The following is a 17,069-nucleotide window of genomic DNA, read 5'->3' as shown; positions in this document are numbered from 1 at the left end:
GTTACAGGTTCCTAAACACGAGGTTATCTAAGGAGGGACATACCAACATGGCGAAGAAACTGCCAGATATCGGCGATTATAAATATGGTTTCAAGGACAAAGACGTTTCGATTTTCCGTGCTGGACGCGGTTTAACAAAAGAAATCGTTGAAGAGATTTCACGTATGAAAGAAGAACCACAGTGGATGTTAGACTTCCGTTTAAAATCACTGGATAAGTTCTACGAAATGCCAATGCCACAATGGGGCGGCGACTTAAACGACTTAGATTTCGATGAAATTACGTATTACGTAAAACCATCTGAGAAATCTGAGAAGTCTTGGGATGAAGTACCTGATGAAATTAAAGCGACATTTGATAAATTAGGTATTCCAGAAGCTGAGCAAAAATATTTAGCTGGTGTATCTGCACAGTACGAATCTGAAGTTGTATATCACAACATGAAAGAAGACCTAGAAGCTCTAGGAATCGTCTTCAAAGATACAGATAGCGCATTAAAAGAGAACGAAGATATTTTCCGCGAGCATTTCGGAAAAGTAATCCCACCAACTGACAACAAATTTGCAGCATTAAACTCTGCAGTTTGGTCTGGTGGATCATTCATCTACGTTCCAAAAGGTGTAAAAGTTGATACACCACTTCAAGCGTATTTCCGTATTAACTCTGAAAATATGGGACAATTCGAGCGTACGCTTATTATCGTAGACGAAGGCGCACACGTACACTACGTAGAAGGTTGTACGGCTCCTGTTTACACAACAAACTCACTGCACAGTGCGGTAGTAGAAATCATCATTAAGAAAGATGCATATTGCCGTTATACAACAATCCAAAACTGGGCGAACAACGTATACAACCTAGTTACAAAACGTGCTGTTTGTGAAGCAAACGCAACGATGGAATGGATTGACGGTAACATCGGATCTAAATTAACGATGAAATACCCAGCAGTTATCTTAAAAGGCGAAGGCGCTCGTGGTTTAACATTATCTATCGCGATTGCTGGTAAAGGCCAACACCAAGATGCTGGTGCGAAAATGATTCACTTAGCGCCAAATACATCTTCAACAATCGTTTCTAAATCGATTGCAAAACATGGTGGTAAAGTAACGTATCGTGGTATCGTACACTTCGGACCAAAAGCGACAAACTCTCGCTCTAACATCGAATGTGACACGTTAATCATGGATAACCAATCTACATCTGATACAATTCCTTACAACGAGATCAAAAACGATCACGTTTCACTTGAGCACGAAGCGAAAGTATCAAAAGTATCAGAAGAACAATTATTCTACCTAATGAGTCGCGGTATTTCTGAGCAGGAAGCGACAGAAATGATCGTAATGGGCTTCATCGAGCCATTCACTCGCGAACTTCCAATGGAATACGCAGTTGAAATGAACCGTCTAATCAAATTCGAGATGGAAGGTTCTATTGGTTAAAACTTCAAAAACCCCGTCACATCAAAAATTGTGGCGGGGTTTTCTCATGTAGAATTTCAAGTCACTTTTTTGTTCCTTTGTGGCCAATTTAAGATGGAATTTATCTGACTCGATTTGAACAATTTCTAATGTTGTAATCATGATACAATTTATTAGGTTAATGATGATATAAAAGTACCACTATACTTATAAAGGGCAGTAACACTGTATCCCTTAGAGTTATTTAGCTTAAAGTTTTACAGAAAGACAACATTATTTTTATTTTATCGTAATAGTATATTAGATTTTTGAATGATAATTAATATGTTATTTTTTGGTGTTAATCCAAATATTTGTATTTAAAGAGGAATGGATGGTAACATTAATTTAGTTTATTTAAGGAGGAGAATATTATTAAATGCGATTAACAATGTTTAGTGTTACAAATTATAAGGTTTTTAAAGATACTTTTAGCATTGAATTTTCGAAGGATTCAATTGCTATTTTAACTGGTAGGAATAATACTGGTAAGTCGATTGTACTAGAAGCGATCAATCGTTTTTTTATGAAAGAGACTAAAACTACAACAATTCCTAACGATTGTTTCTCTAGAAATAAAAGTACAATTGAATTAATTGCTGTGTTTGATTCTGGAGAAGAGAAAATCAAAATAGTGAAGAAATATGAAAAAGAAAAAGCTCCAAGGTTTTATGATGAAAATGATGTTGAAATCAAAGGCAAGCACAGCTTAAAGGGTACACTAGAAACAATTCTTAGTAATCAGCCTTTTTACATAACGCCATCTATGTTGCCCGAAGATATTAATGATTTAATTCAAAATATATATTCAGAAATTATAAAAAATGACTTGCAAAAGCTTGAGAACTATGAAGATGACTCTGAGGAAGAAAAAGATTTGGTGGAGTTAGCAAGTGAGTATGCAGCACTAAAAAAGTCATATCCTGAGTTCTTGAGAAAGTTAAAATTAAGTACGGATAGACTCTTGAAAAAAGTAAGTGGTGATGTATCTAGAGATTTACGAAGCCTTTTTTCAAATGAACATTTAACATTAAATGTTGTAGGTGGAGAAAGTGACGGTTTTTCTTCAAATGATATTCTAAAGTCAACAAATTCTAATGTACATATTGACAGCAATAGTCAATCTAAAATGCCCTTAGAAAATCAAGGGACTGGGCTACAACGAATGAGTTTAATATATCTTATTCAAAATATGATACAAAATAGATTAATGGGGGAGAATGATGATAAGTTATTGTTAATTGATGAACCAGAAGCTTTCTTGCATCCAGAGGCAGTTCGAGCACTTAGTCGTTCCCTTTATAAAATTGGTGCAAAAATGCCCCTCATGATTTCAACGCATTCTCCTATACTTATAGATTTATCAGAAAAGCATACTTCGATTCAAGTTTTTCGTGTTGGCGAAACAGAAGCGATTCAACTATATAAATCCATTAGTGAACAATTTGATAAGAATGACATTCAGAATATTAAGATATTTAACTATGTGGATTCCTATGTAAATGAATTTTTCTTTGCTGATAAAATATTAATTGTGGAAGGTGATACAGAGTATATTGCTTTTCAACATCTTGCTAAATTGGAGAACGAAAATGTACATATAATTCGTGCCAGAGGTAAATCGACAATTGGAACTTTGATGAAAATTTTAAATCAGTTCAATACAAATTATGATGTTTTGCACGATGTAGATAATCATTCAAGATATACCTCTACAACACTAAAAGCACAAAAAACTAATTGTGAAAATATATATAAACTTAAGGGGAATAGTAACGTAAGAATATTTTGTTCAATCTCTAATTTTGAAAATGCCATTGGTATTGGTGATGTGCCTAATGATAAAAAAAACACAGACTATATATCAAATCATTCATGAGCCTGAGGGAGAAGATGAGTACGGTGAAGCTAGAAATTTAATAAAAAGCTTATTTAAACACATAGTGCAAAAAGATGCGAAGACAATTATTGGTGGAGGATTTTGTAGAATAATTCATGAAGAAAATTACAAAGATTTATTTGATGAATTGATAGAAAAAAAAGTCCAAGAAGAACTAGAAGAGAAAAAGAAAAAAGAAAAAGCAAAAGAAAAAGCTCAAGTATGAACATAGTTTACTAAAATAATAAGCGCTGTAATCTTGGATTAATAAATGATATATCAGCATTTAATTTGATATGTTTCGTGAAAATAAGCACATTTGAAACGGAAGATTCTGTTGGCTAATATATTAAGGTAGTACTCTGTTTTACAGAGTACTACCTTAATATGAAAGTAAAATATAGTAGCCTTTCGACAAGATGCGATAAGTAATATTTAGATAGTGTTCCTCTTCATAACCGGAATTTGAATCTCAGTCACATGCTCTTCTGGATTCAAAGTAGAATGATATCCTTCAATATGAACTTCTCGAACGGGGCCAGTTACTTCATACTGATTTTGCTCAATCCATTGTTGGACAGCAGTATACGCATTGGTTAGTGTGTCATTCGTACCTTTATGAATGATGCAAGCTGCCTGCTCTATAACAGGTAATTGTTCTATTTTGATATTTTCTGTTTCTTGTATGTTTTTTGTAATAGGCATACAAACTTTTAAGTGAATTGTATCTTCTTTCGTAGAAGTATTATAGATAGCGATAGGAGCATTGCGTTTTACGTGATGTTTATCAATATGATTAATAAGTTCTCCCCATAGTTCGCTTTGTTTTAAAGCTGAGTTTAGTTTTTCATTGATTGCGGCTACTTGTATCGGTTCAATTTGTTTAGTTACAATATGATAATTCATACTTTTCTCCTCCTGTGTTCGAGTGAAAACAGTCTGCAATCGTAACAGCTGCTCTTCTTTTTTTCGAATTTCTATTTTTATTTCATGTGTTTTCTTGAGAAACATTTCGTGTTTGGTGGCTTCATCATCTAATAAAATTGAAATTTCTTGTAATGAAAAGCCAACATCTTTTAAAGCTAAAATGCGATGAAGTCTAGGGATTTGCTGAGCTGAATAATAACGGTATCCTGTGTGGTTATCGATTTTTTGTGGTTTTAAAAGATCAATTTCATCGTAATAACGCAGCGTTTTGATAGAAATTTTATTAAGCTTTGAAAAGTCTCCGATTCGAAACATAATCATCATCCTTGTGTGCACATTTTGGATTACAAATGTATCATACATACTCCCCTAACTGGAGAGTCAATATTCTATTTTAAGGTTCCGTAAATTAAAATGTTTTGAGGACAACCGGAATGAGTAAAGCGGAAAAGATATTTTGAAATGTCCTTTGGCACATAAGAAAATCCGGTGAAACCTCACCGGATTTTTCTCTTTTAAAAAATGAATCATAATAAGGAATATTCTGAATTAAAATGCTTTACGTTGATAAATGATTAATGATACCCTCCATGAAATGATATAAGCACATATGATAATAATCGTAGCTATGGCATACAAAGTAGGGATAGATAAGCTGAAAATTGCATCGGTAACCGTACTAAACTCTGTTGCAAGAAATTGTACAGCAGGTGGACCAAAAGCAGTTAATCCTAAAAATGAAGCCATAATAAACAAAATCAGATGCTCTTGTTTAAATTGATAAAATAGTGGAAATGTAAAGGCTGCAAATAGCAAAAACAATGCATTGCCCATTACAATATGCTCTACAATAAATGACTTTTGAAAGATGATAAGCATTGCGCTTGTTGCAGCAATTGCTAGCAACATGTAAACAATTGCTCCAATATAACGTGAAGCGACAATTTCCTTACGTGTATATGGTAAAGAATTTAATAAAATATTTGTTTCTGCCTTTGCATCGTAGGCATGCGTATTAAATGGAATCAAAATACTTGCAAGCGTAAATATAAAAATAGGGTGGTTCTTGTTCATCACAATAAAAAAGATAATGAAGCCTAAATAAAAGAGTAATTGTTTCTTCTGTAAAATTAAATCGCGCTTGATTAAATTAAGCATGATGCCCTACTCCTTTCGAGTAATACATGATATCTTCTAATGAGGCACGTTCAATCATAACTTCATTACCAAAAATTTGTTCAACTTCAGTTACATTATTCGTTAATGCCTCAAAGCCAGTCGGTGCACGATGAACATGTACAAAGGCTTTTTCTGTATCGCGGTCTAATAAATCCGTACTGCCTTTTACTAAGGCATAGTTTTCTTCTACTTCATGAATCGATTGATTAAAGATTAATTTTCCCTTTTTTAAAAAAGCAATAAAATCAGCGATGCGATCTAAATCCGTCGTAATATGTGTAGAGAAGAAAATTGTGCGATTGCCATCAAGCATTAATTCATGTAGTAAATCGAGTAATTCACGCCTAAATATTGGGTCTAAGCCTGCTGTTGGCTCATCCATAATAATCAACTCGGCATGATGTGATAGCGCAAGCGCTAATGAAGCCTTCATCTGCATCCCTTTTGAAAAAGTTTTAATCGCTTTATTCATTGGCAATTCAAACTGTTCTATATAGCGCTTGAATATCGTTTCATCCCAATTTTTATAAGCAGGGGCGATCATACGCTTAATATCCTTTAGATTTAAGCCTTCATAAAATACGTTACTATCAAAAACAAAACTGATGCGCTCTTTAATTTCTTTTTCGTGCGTTGCGTAGTCTAAGCCGAAAATTTTAACCTCGCCCGCATCTGGCTTTAATAAGTTCATCATTATTTTAATGATTGTCGATTTACCGGCACCATTTGCGCCGATGAATCCTGTTACAAATCCTTTTTTGATTTGTAAATTTAATTGCTTTATCGAAAAACCTTGAAATGTTTTACTAACATTGTGTAGCTCTACTATATTCTCCATACGTTTTACTCCTCATATAAAATAGTTAATAATTCTCGCAGTTCCGCTAGCGGTAGCCCAATTTCCTTACTATTAGTAATGACAGACAATAACTGTTCTTCAATCACTTTTAATTTTTTCTCACGTACTATATCTAAATTTTGTTCAGCAACAAACGAGCCCTTACCTACAATTGAATAAATAAAGCCTGCTTTTTCTAGCTCCTCATACGCGCGCTTTGTCGTAATAATACTAATTTGCAAATCCTTTGCGAGCTGGCGCATTGATGGGAGTGGCGATCCCTCTTTTAAATCACCAGTTAAAATTAGCGACTTTATTTGATTTTTAATTTGTTCGTAAATTGGCTCCTTGGAACTATTTGAAATGATTATTTGCATGCAAATCCCTCTTAGTCTTTATATTGTATATATACTCTATATACAATATATATATTATGTATCAAAAATGCAATGTTTTTTCAGAAAATTTTTTATAAGGAGTGTTCATGTGGATTAATAGTAGATTTAATTATGGAAGTGAGTATAGGGATGACAGTGTTAATATGGGATAAATCCGCTCGAAAAGAACAAGAAGAATATATAGAGTTTAAATGGTTAATTAGAAATGCGAAAGCGCCCTGCTCAGCAAGGCGTTTTTATGGTTCCCTAAAGCCAAATGCTCCGATGAGAACAGGGATAAGTAATATGAAGATAACAGCTAGAAGTGGAACAAAAATACTTACAAACTTCCATTTGCTTGGTTCGTTTTTGTTTATGGCGATCATGCTGAATATGAGGCCGAGGATGATGCAAGTGATGCTAGTAAAAAAGAAAATGATTGGTAAAAAGTTTGAATTTGCCGCAAGAGCATAAATGAGTGAAAATAAAACAACTCCAGCTAATGTAATCCATAGAGAGAGAAAGCTATATTTGTTAGACAAATGAGTCACCTCCGTACATTTATCCTGCTATTCGTGGGCAGTAAGACCCCACCTCAAGATTCAGAGAGAAACGAGGAAGATAGGCGGGGGGCAACTGCCCGTAAAAGCCCGATTCGTGAGGGCTGACCATCAGTGGGGGATGAAGAAAACCCCCACTGATGGAAGTTTCACTTTATTTTAGTGTAAAGATTTTCTAATTGAAAGGTATCTTTTTGCTTTTTCATTCAATGAGAGTACAATGTAAAATAGCAAGAAAAGGCGAAAAGTATTTACAGGATTATTGCACGCGCATAGCGTAAAAGGCAGTAAGGAACTGAGAGGAGGTTTTTTCTCTGGATATCAATAAAGAAACAATCATTCACCTTTATCATACAAACGATATACATAGTCATTTTGAAAATTGGCCACAGATTTCTCGGTTTGTACAAGAAGAGAAAAAGCATAGACAGAAAGCCGGAGAGTCTGTTTTTACATTAGATATTGGCGATCATGTAGATCGTTTTCATCGCATAACGGAAGCAACGAATGGACAGGGGAATACGAAATTATTAAACGAAGCGTTATATGATTATGTAACGATTGGAAATAATGAAGGCATTACATTAGCAAAAGAGCATTTAGATCATCTATATGATGAAGCTAATTTTGAAGTATTGCTAGCTAATTTATTTGAAAAAGACGGAACGCGTCCTACTTGGGCAAAGCCGTACAAGCTGCATACAAATGCAGATGGAATTACGATAGCTTTTATCGGCTTAACGGTAGCTTATCCTGATTTTTATGAAATGTTAGGTTGGCATATTGAAGATCCAATTACGCATTTGGAAGTAATTCTAGAAGACGTGAAAGAAAAAGCTGATGTTACTGTCGTTCTTTCTCATCTTGGAAAGAATGCAGATGAGTATATGGCAGAGCATTATGATATTGATGTTATTTTAGGAGCGCATACGCATCATTTGTTTGAGCATGGTGTTCTTGTAAATGAGACTCTTCTTTGTTGCGGGGAAAAGTGGGGGCGCTACGTTGGGCACGTTCAGTTAACAGTAGACAAAGAGACAAAGCAAATTGTGAAAAAAGATGGGCGAGCGCTTTGTACAAAAGAGCTGAAAGTTTCCGGAGAGGCGTTACCTACGATTGAAGTGTTAGAGGAAGAAAGTAAGCGGATTATGGCAGAACCGATTATTGAGTTAAAGGAACCTTTACCGATTGATTGGTTCAAGGAAACAACATTTTCTAGTATGCTTGCCAGTGCATTAAAAGAGTGGTGTAATGCTGAGGTTGGCATGGTGAATGCAGGTGTATTATTAGAAGGATTAAAAGAAGGAATTGTCACACGAGGAGATATCCACCGCATTTGTCCACATCCTATTAATCCATGTGCACTAAAAGTAAAAGGCAAAACATTACGGGAAGTTATTTTAAAAGCACGTCGTCCAAATATGGAGGGGCTTGAAGTAAAAGGGCTCGGCTTTCGTGGGAAAGTGATGGGGAAAATGATTTATGATGGTATCGAAGTTATTCCAGATACGATTCCTGGAAATAAAATTTTACTTAAAGATGTGCTGATTAATGGGGAATCTTTAGAATTAAATCGCGTATATACTGTTGGGACGATCGATATGTTTACGTTCGGGTACTTATACCCAGAACTATCCACACTTTCTGAAAAACAATATTATATGCCAGAACTGTTACGAGATGTGTTAACAGAGATGTTAATAACTTATACATCTTCCATTAAACTATAGGCTAGTTAACCTGTAACACTCATTTTTTTCTTTTCATAAAGATAAGAAAGAGAGGAGTGTGTGAACTATGGTGAATGTGGAACCAATTAACATTGATAACTATACGTTTATAGCGGTTAGCGTAAAGCTTCCGAAAACAAATTTGCTGGCTGTTATGAGCGATAAAGGATATATTATGTGTGGCGCTTTAGATGTCGGTCTCTTAAACGAGAAGTTAGGGGACCGAGGAATTATTGCTGGCCGTGCAGTTGGCGTGAGAACGATTGAGCAGCTTCTTGAAGCGCCGCTTGAATCGGTAACGACTGGTGCCGAGGCTTTAGGCATTCCAGTAGGAACAATTGGAAAAGATGCGTTATTAAAAATGATATAAGCATATATCGTCCCTCTTTCTTGCATAGAAATGATATAAGAAGGAGGGTTTTCTTATGCGTACATTTCGTCCAAGAGCTTCGCGGTTTCGAAAAGGACCGCTTCCCTTTCGGCATGTACTACTCATTTCGTTTATCATTTTTTTATTATTAACTTTACAAGGATTCTGGATTGTGAATAAAAGTATTCAGCCAACATTGATCAAGTATGGGGAAATGCAGACACATAAAATGGCAACGGTTGTGATGACGAAGGCGGTAAAGGATCGAATTAAAGAAGGATTTGATGTTGACTCATTAATGAAAGTACAAAATGATAAGAATGGAAAAGTATCTACAATCGATTTAAATACAAAGCAAGTAAATGAGATTTTAACATCGACTACTGCATACATAGAGAAATATTTGCATCAAGTGGAGAAGGGGGATATGAAGGCGCTCGGTCTTCCAGAAGAGAGTGGAGTGTCGATGTCTGTTCCTCTTGGGCGCATAACGGATAATGCACTACTTGGAAATTTAGGGCCAGATATTCCGATTGATTTTACAACAATTGGTCATGTAAGTACGGATATTAAACAAAATGTGAAACCGCATGGTATTAATAATACAGCGATTGAAGTCGTTATGGAAGTGGACGTTACGCTGCAGGTAATTATTCCATTTCGTACAAAAGAAATTACAGTGAAACAAAATATTCCAATTGCGACGCGAATTGTACAAGGAGAGGTACCATCTTATTATGGAAGTGGCGGAGTCGTTGTGCCAGATAGTAAAGGAAAGAAAGCGGATGATTAAGTCATTCGCTTTTTTATCTCGCTATTCGCGGGCAGTAACATTCCCACCTCAAAATTCAGCGAAAGCATTGTCCAGCTCTAGCGGCTAGAATCTCCGGTCGTTTCGCCCCCTCGGACGAGGCAAAAAGCGCCTCTCTGTCGGGTACTCCAACGTCCTGCGATTCTGAGCGAGCCGCTTCCGCTTTTCTAAAGAAGTTAGGTGGGAGCTGAACTGCCAGTAAAAGCCCGATTGGTGAGGGCTAATAATCAGTGGGCTTGGATGAGCATTGTTATGAGTTATGTTCTGCAATTCCTTTTAGGAATAATTGCAATGTCGGTATAGGGATATGAAAAAATAACCGTAGCCTCTAGCTACGGTTATTTTTTAAATTCGCACGTTCTTTCCGCTCCCACAAACTTAAATGCATGTACGGATCGAAAGCCCATTCTGTATAGCCGTTGTCTTTATACATCCCAAAGTGTAAGTGCGGAGGGAATTTTCCGGCTGTGCCAGGAGGACCATAACCTGTATTTCCAACAAACCCAAGGACTTTTCCTGGTTCGACAATTTGTCCAAGTTGTATTTCTTTTGAAAAACCGCCTAAATGTGCGTAATAATGATAATTGTTATATAAATCGCGAATGCCGATGCGCCAGCCGCCAAGGCGGTTCCAGCCCTTTGTTTCAATAATACCGTAGCAAGTAGATCGTACTGGTACGCCATGTCTTGCAAAAATATCAGTTCCTTCATGAATGCGTCTTCCGCCAAAGCTCCGTCCAGCTCCAAAGGTACTACGATAGCTATGATCGCTATGAACAGGAAGAGGAAAAGCGTTTCCTTCTAAGTTAATACGGCCGTAGTGCTTATACATGCGAGCATATTCCGTAATAAGCTCAACTGTTTTTGCACGCCTATAATATTCCCAAAGCATAATTTTAATACGATCTTCTGATGTTCCTTGCTTCTTTACAATGGTCGCCATTGTGTGCAAAATATCCCTGTCGTTATTTGCATTTGCAAATCCGTCTTTATCGCCATCTAAACCAATTCCTCCAAACAGGGAAATGGTATGGGGGAAAGTATCATTAGTAGAACTATTAGCAGGACCAGACCACACCTCTGGTTTGAAGTAAATTGAAATAATAGCGTTAGTTTTTTTCGGAATATCTCTTCTTACGCTCCGTATATTTCGTTCATATTGATCAATTGCGGCTAAATAATACCATGGAATACGAGAAACTTTTTCTGTTTCTTTATAAAGTGTCATGCGCTTTTCGTATATTTGTTTTTGATCAACTTCACTATAGGCAACCCCTTGCTGAAGAAGAAAACAAATAGAAAGCAATATGGAAATCTTTCGAAGCATGAAAATGAACTCCTTTCACAACATCACTCTCTTTAGTGTGGGATATACGAGATATTTCATTATAGTAAATCATTGGTAAAAATTATTGGAATCTTCATTTGAGCAAATCGCTTTCATACGTTAGAATAGATATGTTACATTGAAAGAAGCGAACACGGTAAACTATTTCATATTGTGCGGAGTTGATAACATGACAAAACAAACAGAATATAAGCGCAAGCCCGAATGGTTGAAAATTAAGTTAAATACAAATGAAAACTATACAGGCTTAAAGAAAATGATGCGTACTAAGCAGCTTCATACCGTTTGTGAAGAGGCAAAATGTCCAAACATTCACGAATGTTGGGCTGTAAGAAAAACAGCGACATTTATGATCTTAGGTGCGGTTTGTACACGTGCTTGTCGTTTTTGTGCGGTTAAAACAGGCTTACCAACAGAGCTTGATTTACAAGAGCCAGAACGCGTAGCAGATTCTGTTGTACAAATGGGCTTAAAACACGTTGTTATAACAGCGGTTGCACGTGATGATTTAAAAGATGGCGGAGCAGCTATTTTTGCTGAAACAGTGCGTGCTGTTCGTCGCAAAAATCCATTCACGTCTATTGAAGTGTTACCATCTGATATGGGTGGGGTAGAAGAAAACTTAAAAATGTTAATGGATGCAAAACCGGATATTTTAAACCATAACATTGAAACTGTACGTCGATTATCTGACCGAGTTCGCGCTAGAGCAAAATATCCCCGTTCATTAGAGTTTTTACGTCGTGCAAAAGAAATGCAACCTGATATTCCAACTAAATCTAGCATTATGGTGGGACTAGGTGAAACAAGAGAAGACTTAATTGAAGCAATGGACGACTTACGTGCGAACAATGTGGATATTTTAACACTTGGACAATACTTACAACCATCTAAAAAGCATTTACCAGTTATTAAATACTACACACCAGCTGAATTTGCAGAGCTAAAAGAAATTGCACTTAGCAAAGGGTTTAGCCACTGTGAAGCTGGTCCGCTTGTACGTTCTTCTTATCATGCAGATGAGCAAGTACGTTCTGCTAAAGAGAATACAGCAGCAGCAAAATAATTGTAAAAAAATCCTTCTTAGTGAGAATGCTAAGAAGGATTTTTTAGGAGGAATCGAATGAAAGCTTTTATTTTCTTAGCAATTGCAATTGTAAGTGAAGTATTTGGGACAACTATGCTAAAGGTATCAAATGGTTTTACAAAAGTGTTACCAAGCATAGGGGTAGTGCTTGGATTTGCCTCAGCATTTTTCTTCCTTTCTAAAGCATTGCAGCATATACAACTTAGTACGGCATACGCGATTTGGTCAGGAGTAGGAACGGCTTTAACGGCACTGATTGGTGTACTTGTTTGGAAAGATGCTTTTACGTGGCAAACTGCTGTTGGATTAATACTTATCATAGGCGGAGTAGCAGTATTAAATATGTCAGGATCTAGTGCCCATTAAAAAGAGAGCTGAATGATCAGCTCTCTTTTCCGTATTCTAAAACGGTATTTTGGCATGTGGATAAAATCTTTTTCAATTCCTCTGTGGATAATTCAATTGTAAATTCCGGAACACCAGGTGTAATTAAAATTTTTTCATAGGCATAGATGGAACGATCCACAATAATTGTTACATCCTGTGAATAGCCAAAAGGAGCGACGCATCCCGGAATACATCCTGTTTGTTCTCTTAGTTCATCAGGTGAACAAATGGATAAGCGTTGCCCAGTGATTTCCTTCATTTCGTTTCTCTCGAGACGAGTCCCTTCTAATGTAAAGAAAACGTAATAGGATTCAGATTTTGATTTTAAAAATAAGCTTTTACTTGGAGCGCCTTGTAAGCCAAGACGTTCACGGACGACTCGATCCGTTTCGTAATCGAGAACTGGTTCATGTTCAAATTTTTCATAGGAAGCATTTGTTTTATGTAATAAAGAGATTACTTCTTCGTACATATTTTGGTAATACCCCTTTCTATATTTAGTGCATGTTCATCCTTACAATTTCAAGTATCCAAAAGTCTCTGTTATAAAAAGCTCCGCATGTTGTAAAGACACAGGAAGCATGTCAGGCATCTTCTCGCGATGTCAACTGAATGCATTCGATAGGGATGTTATATGGTTATGATGGATAGGCTGTGCACTTTCTTGAATATAACAAGGAAATTGCATAACAAATATGTTCAATGTTATTTAGTGTAATGATTTTGCTTGGTATTTCCCCATAACCTGTAGATTGTTGTCCGTTCATCAATTGTAATTTCATACATATCGGGGTTGCTTAAGCTTTTCCATTCTTGAAAACCAATTTGATCATTAAAGTACTTTAAAATAAGTGTTAGTAAGTTTCCATGCGTAACGAGTAGTGTTACGTGATGTTCTTGTTTTAAAACATCTTGAATCAGCGATGCAGCACGGTCCATCGCTTGTTTTGTTGACTCTCCGCCTGAAAAGGCAATATCTATATTTGTAAAAGTATGTTCGAGTTTTTGTAACCAATCTTCCATTGGAGCCCCGCTTAATTTACGTTCTTCTAGGCGCTCATCTTCTTTTATTGGTAAATTGGCTCGTAATGCAAAAGGTGCAATGGATTGGACTGCTCGAGTAAAAGGGCTTGAAATAATGGCGTCTATTTGTAAGTTATTCGTAATGAGAAATTCAGCAAGAATATTTGCTTCATTTTTCCCGTCAGTCGTTAGTTCTGCTTCACGCTCTTGACCAGTAGCTGAGCAGTGACGTACTAAAATAAGCTTCTTCAATACTCATCCCTCACTTTGTAAGTTGACCATAACATACTTCGACAAAGAGAAAATAAAGTCCTCTATTAAAAAAGCTAAGCCATGTTGACTTAGCTTTTTTATGGTTCAATTGTCAGTTTTTCTTTCATTTTGCGAATAAGAATAAAGGCACAAATTGTAAACACAACTGTAATGCCTTCTGCGATAAATATGTTGATAACTTGTCTTTGATAAAGAGCCGCAAAGAAGTCCACAAAGGCGTGGAAAAGTACAGCGTATACAGCAAAAATATATTTCTTATGCTTTACGCCATATAATACAAGCATTGTAAAAGCAATTTGAAGGACAAGTGCCATGATCCTTTCTAAACTACCAAGTAGATATAAATAGAAAGGAGTATTAAGCAATATATCTTGTACTTGACTGAGCTGAGGAGATTTTTCAATAAGTTTTGAAAAACTTCCATTATTGATTGAAATAGCAAAGTAAAGGGTTTGAAGACTAGCTAGTGCTCCGATTGAAATAGATTCAATTCCCCCATGTCCAATTCCATATGCTAAACCATCTTTATATTCTTGGTATTTCTTAAGTAAATAGAAGAAGGCTATGAATCGTCCCAACTCTTCAAAGATACCAGCGGTGAGTCCACCATAGATAGCATAGAGAAATGGATTTTTCAATAATTCGGATATTGTTGGATTTCCTAACATAAATACGTGAAAAGGTGTTTCGAGAATTTGCGCAAATCCGATAAAGATAAGAACGCCAACTCCAACAACTTTCCAGTTTATATGGTATTTTTTTCGGAAATAAACAAGTACAATAACCGGAACGAGAACTGAGAGTACAAGCTGGGTAATCATACTAGCAATTACAGCATTTGAGACCATACTTTTCACCACTTTCTAATGTATGTACCCTTATATTATGCAGGAAAATGAGGGGAATGTGGAGGGAATCGCTTATCTTAGTGAAAATAGAAGTGATGAAAAAAGAGTTTTTTCCTATTGACCCTTACGTTGCGTGATACTTTATTGTATGTATTGAGGGAGGCGAAATCATGACAATGAGAGTGAAAGAAGTAGCCGATTTAGTTGGTATTAGTGTGCGCACACTACATCATTACGATGAAATTGGGCTTTTAACACCGGATGAGATAACGGGTTCTGGTTATCGTCTGTATTCTAATGAAAATTTAGAGACATTACAGCAAATTTTATTTTTTAAAGAGCTTGGCTTCCCTTTAAAGAAGATTAAAGAAATTATCATGAGTCCTTCATTTGACCGGGAAGAGGCGCTTACGTTGCACAAGAAAATGCTACTAGAGAAGCGAGCTCGACTGGATAAGGTGATTGCGACAATTGATAAGACGATTAAGCATACAAAAGGAGAGATTGACATGACGAATAAAGAAAAATTTGAAGGATTTGATTTTAGTCATAACCCATATGAAGAGGAAGCACGTAAGAGATGGGGGGACGAAGCTGTTGATAAAGCAAATAAAGCAGCAGCTAGCATGCCTAAGGAAAAGCAAGAGGAGTTTAATGCAATTTATCGAAAACTAGCTACGCTTCGCAATGGTGCACCTGATGCTAAAGAAGCACAAGAAGCAATTCAAGAATGGTACGATTACTTGCAAAACTTTGGTCAATATTCATTAGAGGCATTTAAAGGATTAGGACAAATGTACGTCGATGATGAACGCTTTACAAAAAATATTAATCAGTTTGGAGAAGGGTTAGCACAGTTTATGTGTGATGCAATGGCAGTATATGCAGATAACCGTAAAAAATAAAAAGATGGGGCTGTCTCAAGTGGGCAGCCGCCATCTTTTTTATTTTTTAATCATGTCGTTTAGCGTAGCATTTTGACTATTATTCAAATGCGGATTTTTCCCCATTTCGCGTTTTAACATATCAAGGCTTTGCTCATATTCCTTATTGTTTAATGTACCAGATTGCAGTCCTTGAATTTGCGAAATCAATTTTTGGTCTGTTGATACATATGCTTTATAATAGCGAGGAACGATGGACAAAGCTGTTTTATATACTTGGTCTGTCACAAGTGCAGGATCAGTTGTATTGGCGCGGTATACAACAAATACTTCATCATCTGTAACGAGGGTGGCAGCATTTGTGACATCCGGAAGATTTACTGTCATATTTGTAATCATTTCTGCTACTTTCTCACGGTTAATCACGCCTACTTGTTTGTTAGATACTTCATCTTTTTCTTTAGATGAGTAACCGACTCTTGTAAGCCGCGTATTTGTATTTTCTGTATGATACATATCATCTTTATTGGAAACAAGAACGCGACTCCCTTCCTCACGTTCCATCTCAGCTTTATTGGCCGTTTGGCAACCAGCAAATAAGGAAAGAGTGAGAAGAGAGAGTATCATTTGTTTTTTCACGATGTATCACCTCCTTCCCCATAGCATTTACTACTTTTCAATTTTTTGTATTTGAAATTGTTGGTTGTTAGGCTTTGTGATACGATAAAAAGAAGAATGCTTAGAAAGGAAGTTAATGATGGAGCAAAAGCAAGAGATTCATGCTACAGTGAGCATTAATAATGTTCAGTACGAAGTAATTAAAGACTATCGTAACGGTTTTCGTGAAGAAGCATTTAAAGAGCGCTATGCAGAAATTTTAAATAAATATGATTATATCGTTGGTGACTGGGGGTACGATCAACTTAGATTGCGCGGCTTTTTTGATGATAGTAACCAACGTGCGACATATGATACGAAAATTAGTACATTAACAGAATACTTATATGAGTACTGTAATTTTGGTTGTGCACACTTTGTATTACGAAAAGTGAAGAAATAAAAAGAATTCCTCTTACGTAGATGTA

At 36.2% G+C, this 17,069-nt stretch carries 20 protein-coding genes; 11 read left to right on the top strand and 9 right to left on the bottom strand.

Going from position 1 to position 17,069, the window contains the following annotated elements; translation table 11 throughout:
* The first annotated feature begins 47 nt into the window (after positions 1 to 47).
* The 3 genes from sufB (at position 48) to J4P91_RS29030 (ending at position 3,568) form a co-directional block, all read left to right on the top strand.
* Entirely contained in the window at positions 48 to 1,445 is a 1,398-nt protein-coding gene (gene sufB, locus J4P91_RS20720) for a Fe-S cluster assembly protein SufB (RefSeq protein WP_017153240.1), read from the top strand.
* Between the two features lie 397 nt (positions 1,446 to 1,842).
* Entirely contained in the window at positions 1,843 to 3,342 is a 1,500-nt protein-coding gene (locus J4P91_RS20715; protein ID WP_243763939.1) for an ATP-dependent nuclease, read from the top strand.
* Positions 3,302 to 3,568, top strand: coding sequence for a hypothetical protein (locus tag J4P91_RS29030; RefSeq protein WP_243763938.1), 267 nt, complete (start codon positions 3,302 to 3,304; stop codon positions 3,566 to 3,568). Before J4P91_RS20715 ends, J4P91_RS29030 begins: the two co-directional genes overlap by 41 nt.
* A gap of 209 nt (positions 3,569 to 3,777) precedes the next feature.
* Here J4P91_RS29030 and J4P91_RS20710 read toward each other — a convergent pair whose 3' ends face one another.
* The 4 genes from J4P91_RS20710 to J4P91_RS20695 all read right to left on the bottom strand — a co-directional run bounded on the left by J4P91_RS20710 (position 3,778) and on the right by J4P91_RS20695 (position 6,663).
* Positions 3,778 to 4,584: a MerR family transcriptional regulator gene (locus J4P91_RS20710; protein ID WP_034278990.1), complete on the bottom strand. Its 807-nt coding sequence runs from the start codon at positions 4,582 to 4,584 to the stop codon at positions 3,778 to 3,780.
* Positions 4,585 to 4,818: 234 nt separating this feature from the next.
* A complete protein-coding gene (locus J4P91_RS20705; protein WP_207995656.1) occupies positions 4,819 to 5,427 on the bottom strand; it encodes an ABC-2 transporter permease in 609 nt (202 codons plus the stop codon).
* The gene (locus J4P91_RS20700) at positions 5,420 to 6,286 is read right to left on the bottom strand and encodes an ABC transporter ATP-binding protein (protein ID WP_017153236.1); all 867 of its coding nucleotides are present in this window, start codon (positions 6,284 to 6,286) and stop codon (positions 5,420 to 5,422) included. Before J4P91_RS20700 ends, J4P91_RS20705 begins: the two co-directional genes overlap by 8 nt.
* Positions 6,287 to 6,291: 5 nt before the next feature.
* Complete coding sequence (locus tag J4P91_RS20695) at positions 6,292 to 6,663, bottom strand: GntR family transcriptional regulator (protein ID WP_207995655.1); 372 nt, start codon at positions 6,661 to 6,663, stop codon at positions 6,292 to 6,294.
* Positions 6,664 to 6,795: 132 nt separating this feature from the next.
* On the opposite strand from J4P91_RS20695, the gene J4P91_RS20690 reads away from it, so the two are divergent.
* From J4P91_RS20690 to yunB, 4 genes are all read left to right on the top strand, one after another.
* On the top strand, positions 6,796 to 7,137 hold the full coding sequence (locus J4P91_RS20690) for a hypothetical protein (protein ID WP_207995654.1): 342 nt from the start codon (positions 6,796 to 6,798) through the stop codon (positions 7,135 to 7,137).
* A gap of 400 nt (positions 7,138 to 7,537) precedes the next feature.
* Positions 7,538 to 8,953, top strand: coding sequence for a bifunctional metallophosphatase/5'-nucleotidase (locus J4P91_RS20685; protein ID WP_243763946.1), 1,416 nt, complete (start codon positions 7,538 to 7,540; stop codon positions 8,951 to 8,953).
* 67 nt (positions 8,954 to 9,020) lie between these two features.
* Positions 9,021 to 9,323, top strand: coding sequence for a YunC family protein (locus tag J4P91_RS20680; protein WP_207995653.1), 303 nt, complete (start codon positions 9,021 to 9,023; stop codon positions 9,321 to 9,323).
* A gap of 55 nt (positions 9,324 to 9,378) precedes the next feature.
* Positions 9,379 to 10,116 (top strand): sporulation protein YunB, encoded by a 738-nt coding sequence (gene yunB / locus J4P91_RS20675; RefSeq protein WP_017153231.1) that lies wholly within the window; start codon positions 9,379 to 9,381, stop codon positions 10,114 to 10,116.
* A 346-nt stretch (positions 10,117 to 10,462) separates the two neighbouring features.
* Here the strand turns inward: yunB and J4P91_RS20670 are convergent, their stop codons facing one another.
* Positions 10,463 to 11,461 carry a M23 family metallopeptidase gene (locus J4P91_RS20670; RefSeq protein WP_207995652.1) on the bottom strand — a complete coding sequence of 333 codons (999 nt, stop codon included), beginning with the start codon at positions 11,459 to 11,461 and terminating at the stop codon, positions 10,463 to 10,465.
* Positions 11,462 to 11,651: 190 nt separating this feature from the next.
* On the opposite strand from J4P91_RS20670, the gene lipA reads away from it, so the two are divergent.
* Complete coding sequence (gene lipA / locus J4P91_RS20665; RefSeq protein ID WP_207995651.1) at positions 11,652 to 12,548, top strand: lipoyl synthase; 897 nt, start codon at positions 11,652 to 11,654, stop codon at positions 12,546 to 12,548.
* A 57-nt stretch (positions 12,549 to 12,605) separates the two neighbouring features.
* Positions 12,606 to 12,935: a DMT family transporter gene (locus J4P91_RS20660; RefSeq protein ID WP_207995650.1), complete on the top strand. Its 330-nt coding sequence runs from the start codon at positions 12,606 to 12,608 to the stop codon at positions 12,933 to 12,935.
* A 16-nt stretch (positions 12,936 to 12,951) separates the two neighbouring features.
* On the opposite strand, the gene J4P91_RS20655 is transcribed toward J4P91_RS20660, so the two are convergent.
* The 3 genes from J4P91_RS20655 to J4P91_RS20645 form a co-directional block, all read right to left on the bottom strand.
* Entirely contained in the window at positions 12,952 to 13,428 is a 477-nt protein-coding gene (locus J4P91_RS20655) for a YbaK/EbsC family protein (RefSeq protein WP_207995649.1), read from the bottom strand.
* A 233-nt stretch (positions 13,429 to 13,661) separates the two neighbouring features.
* Positions 13,662 to 14,231: a histidine phosphatase family protein gene (locus J4P91_RS20650; RefSeq protein WP_207995648.1), complete on the bottom strand. Its 570-nt coding sequence runs from the start codon at positions 14,229 to 14,231 to the stop codon at positions 13,662 to 13,664.
* 98 nt (positions 14,232 to 14,329) lie between these two features.
* Positions 14,330 to 15,100 (bottom strand): YhfC family intramembrane metalloprotease, encoded by a 771-nt coding sequence (locus J4P91_RS20645; protein ID WP_207995647.1) that lies wholly within the window; start codon positions 15,098 to 15,100, stop codon positions 14,330 to 14,332.
* A gap of 170 nt (positions 15,101 to 15,270) precedes the next feature.
* Here J4P91_RS20645 and J4P91_RS20640 point away from each other — a divergent pair, with 170 nt between their 5' ends.
* Positions 15,271 to 16,005: a MerR family transcriptional regulator gene (locus J4P91_RS20640; RefSeq protein WP_207995646.1), complete on the top strand. Its 735-nt coding sequence runs from the start codon at positions 15,271 to 15,273 to the stop codon at positions 16,003 to 16,005.
* A gap of 39 nt (positions 16,006 to 16,044) precedes the next feature.
* Here the strand turns inward: J4P91_RS20640 and J4P91_RS20635 are convergent, their stop codons facing one another.
* A complete protein-coding gene (locus J4P91_RS20635; protein WP_207995645.1) occupies positions 16,045 to 16,623 on the bottom strand; it encodes a YhcN/YlaJ family sporulation lipoprotein in 579 nt (192 codons plus the stop codon).
* A 118-nt stretch (positions 16,624 to 16,741) separates the two neighbouring features.
* Between J4P91_RS20635 and J4P91_RS20630 the strand changes: the two genes are divergently transcribed.
* On the top strand, positions 16,742 to 17,044 hold the full coding sequence (locus J4P91_RS20630) for a YutD family protein (RefSeq protein ID WP_207995644.1): 303 nt from the start codon (positions 16,742 to 16,744) through the stop codon (positions 17,042 to 17,044).
* Positions 17,045 to 17,069: the final 25 nt, after the last annotated feature.

It is taken from the genome of Bacillus sp. XF8, assembly GCF_017498755.1.
Lineage (GTDB): Bacteria > Bacillota > Bacilli > Bacillales > Bacillaceae_G > Bacillus_A > Bacillus_A bingmayongensis.
Note: the sequence above shows the minus strand (reverse complement) of the source record. Positions and strands in the feature narration are given on the sequence as shown.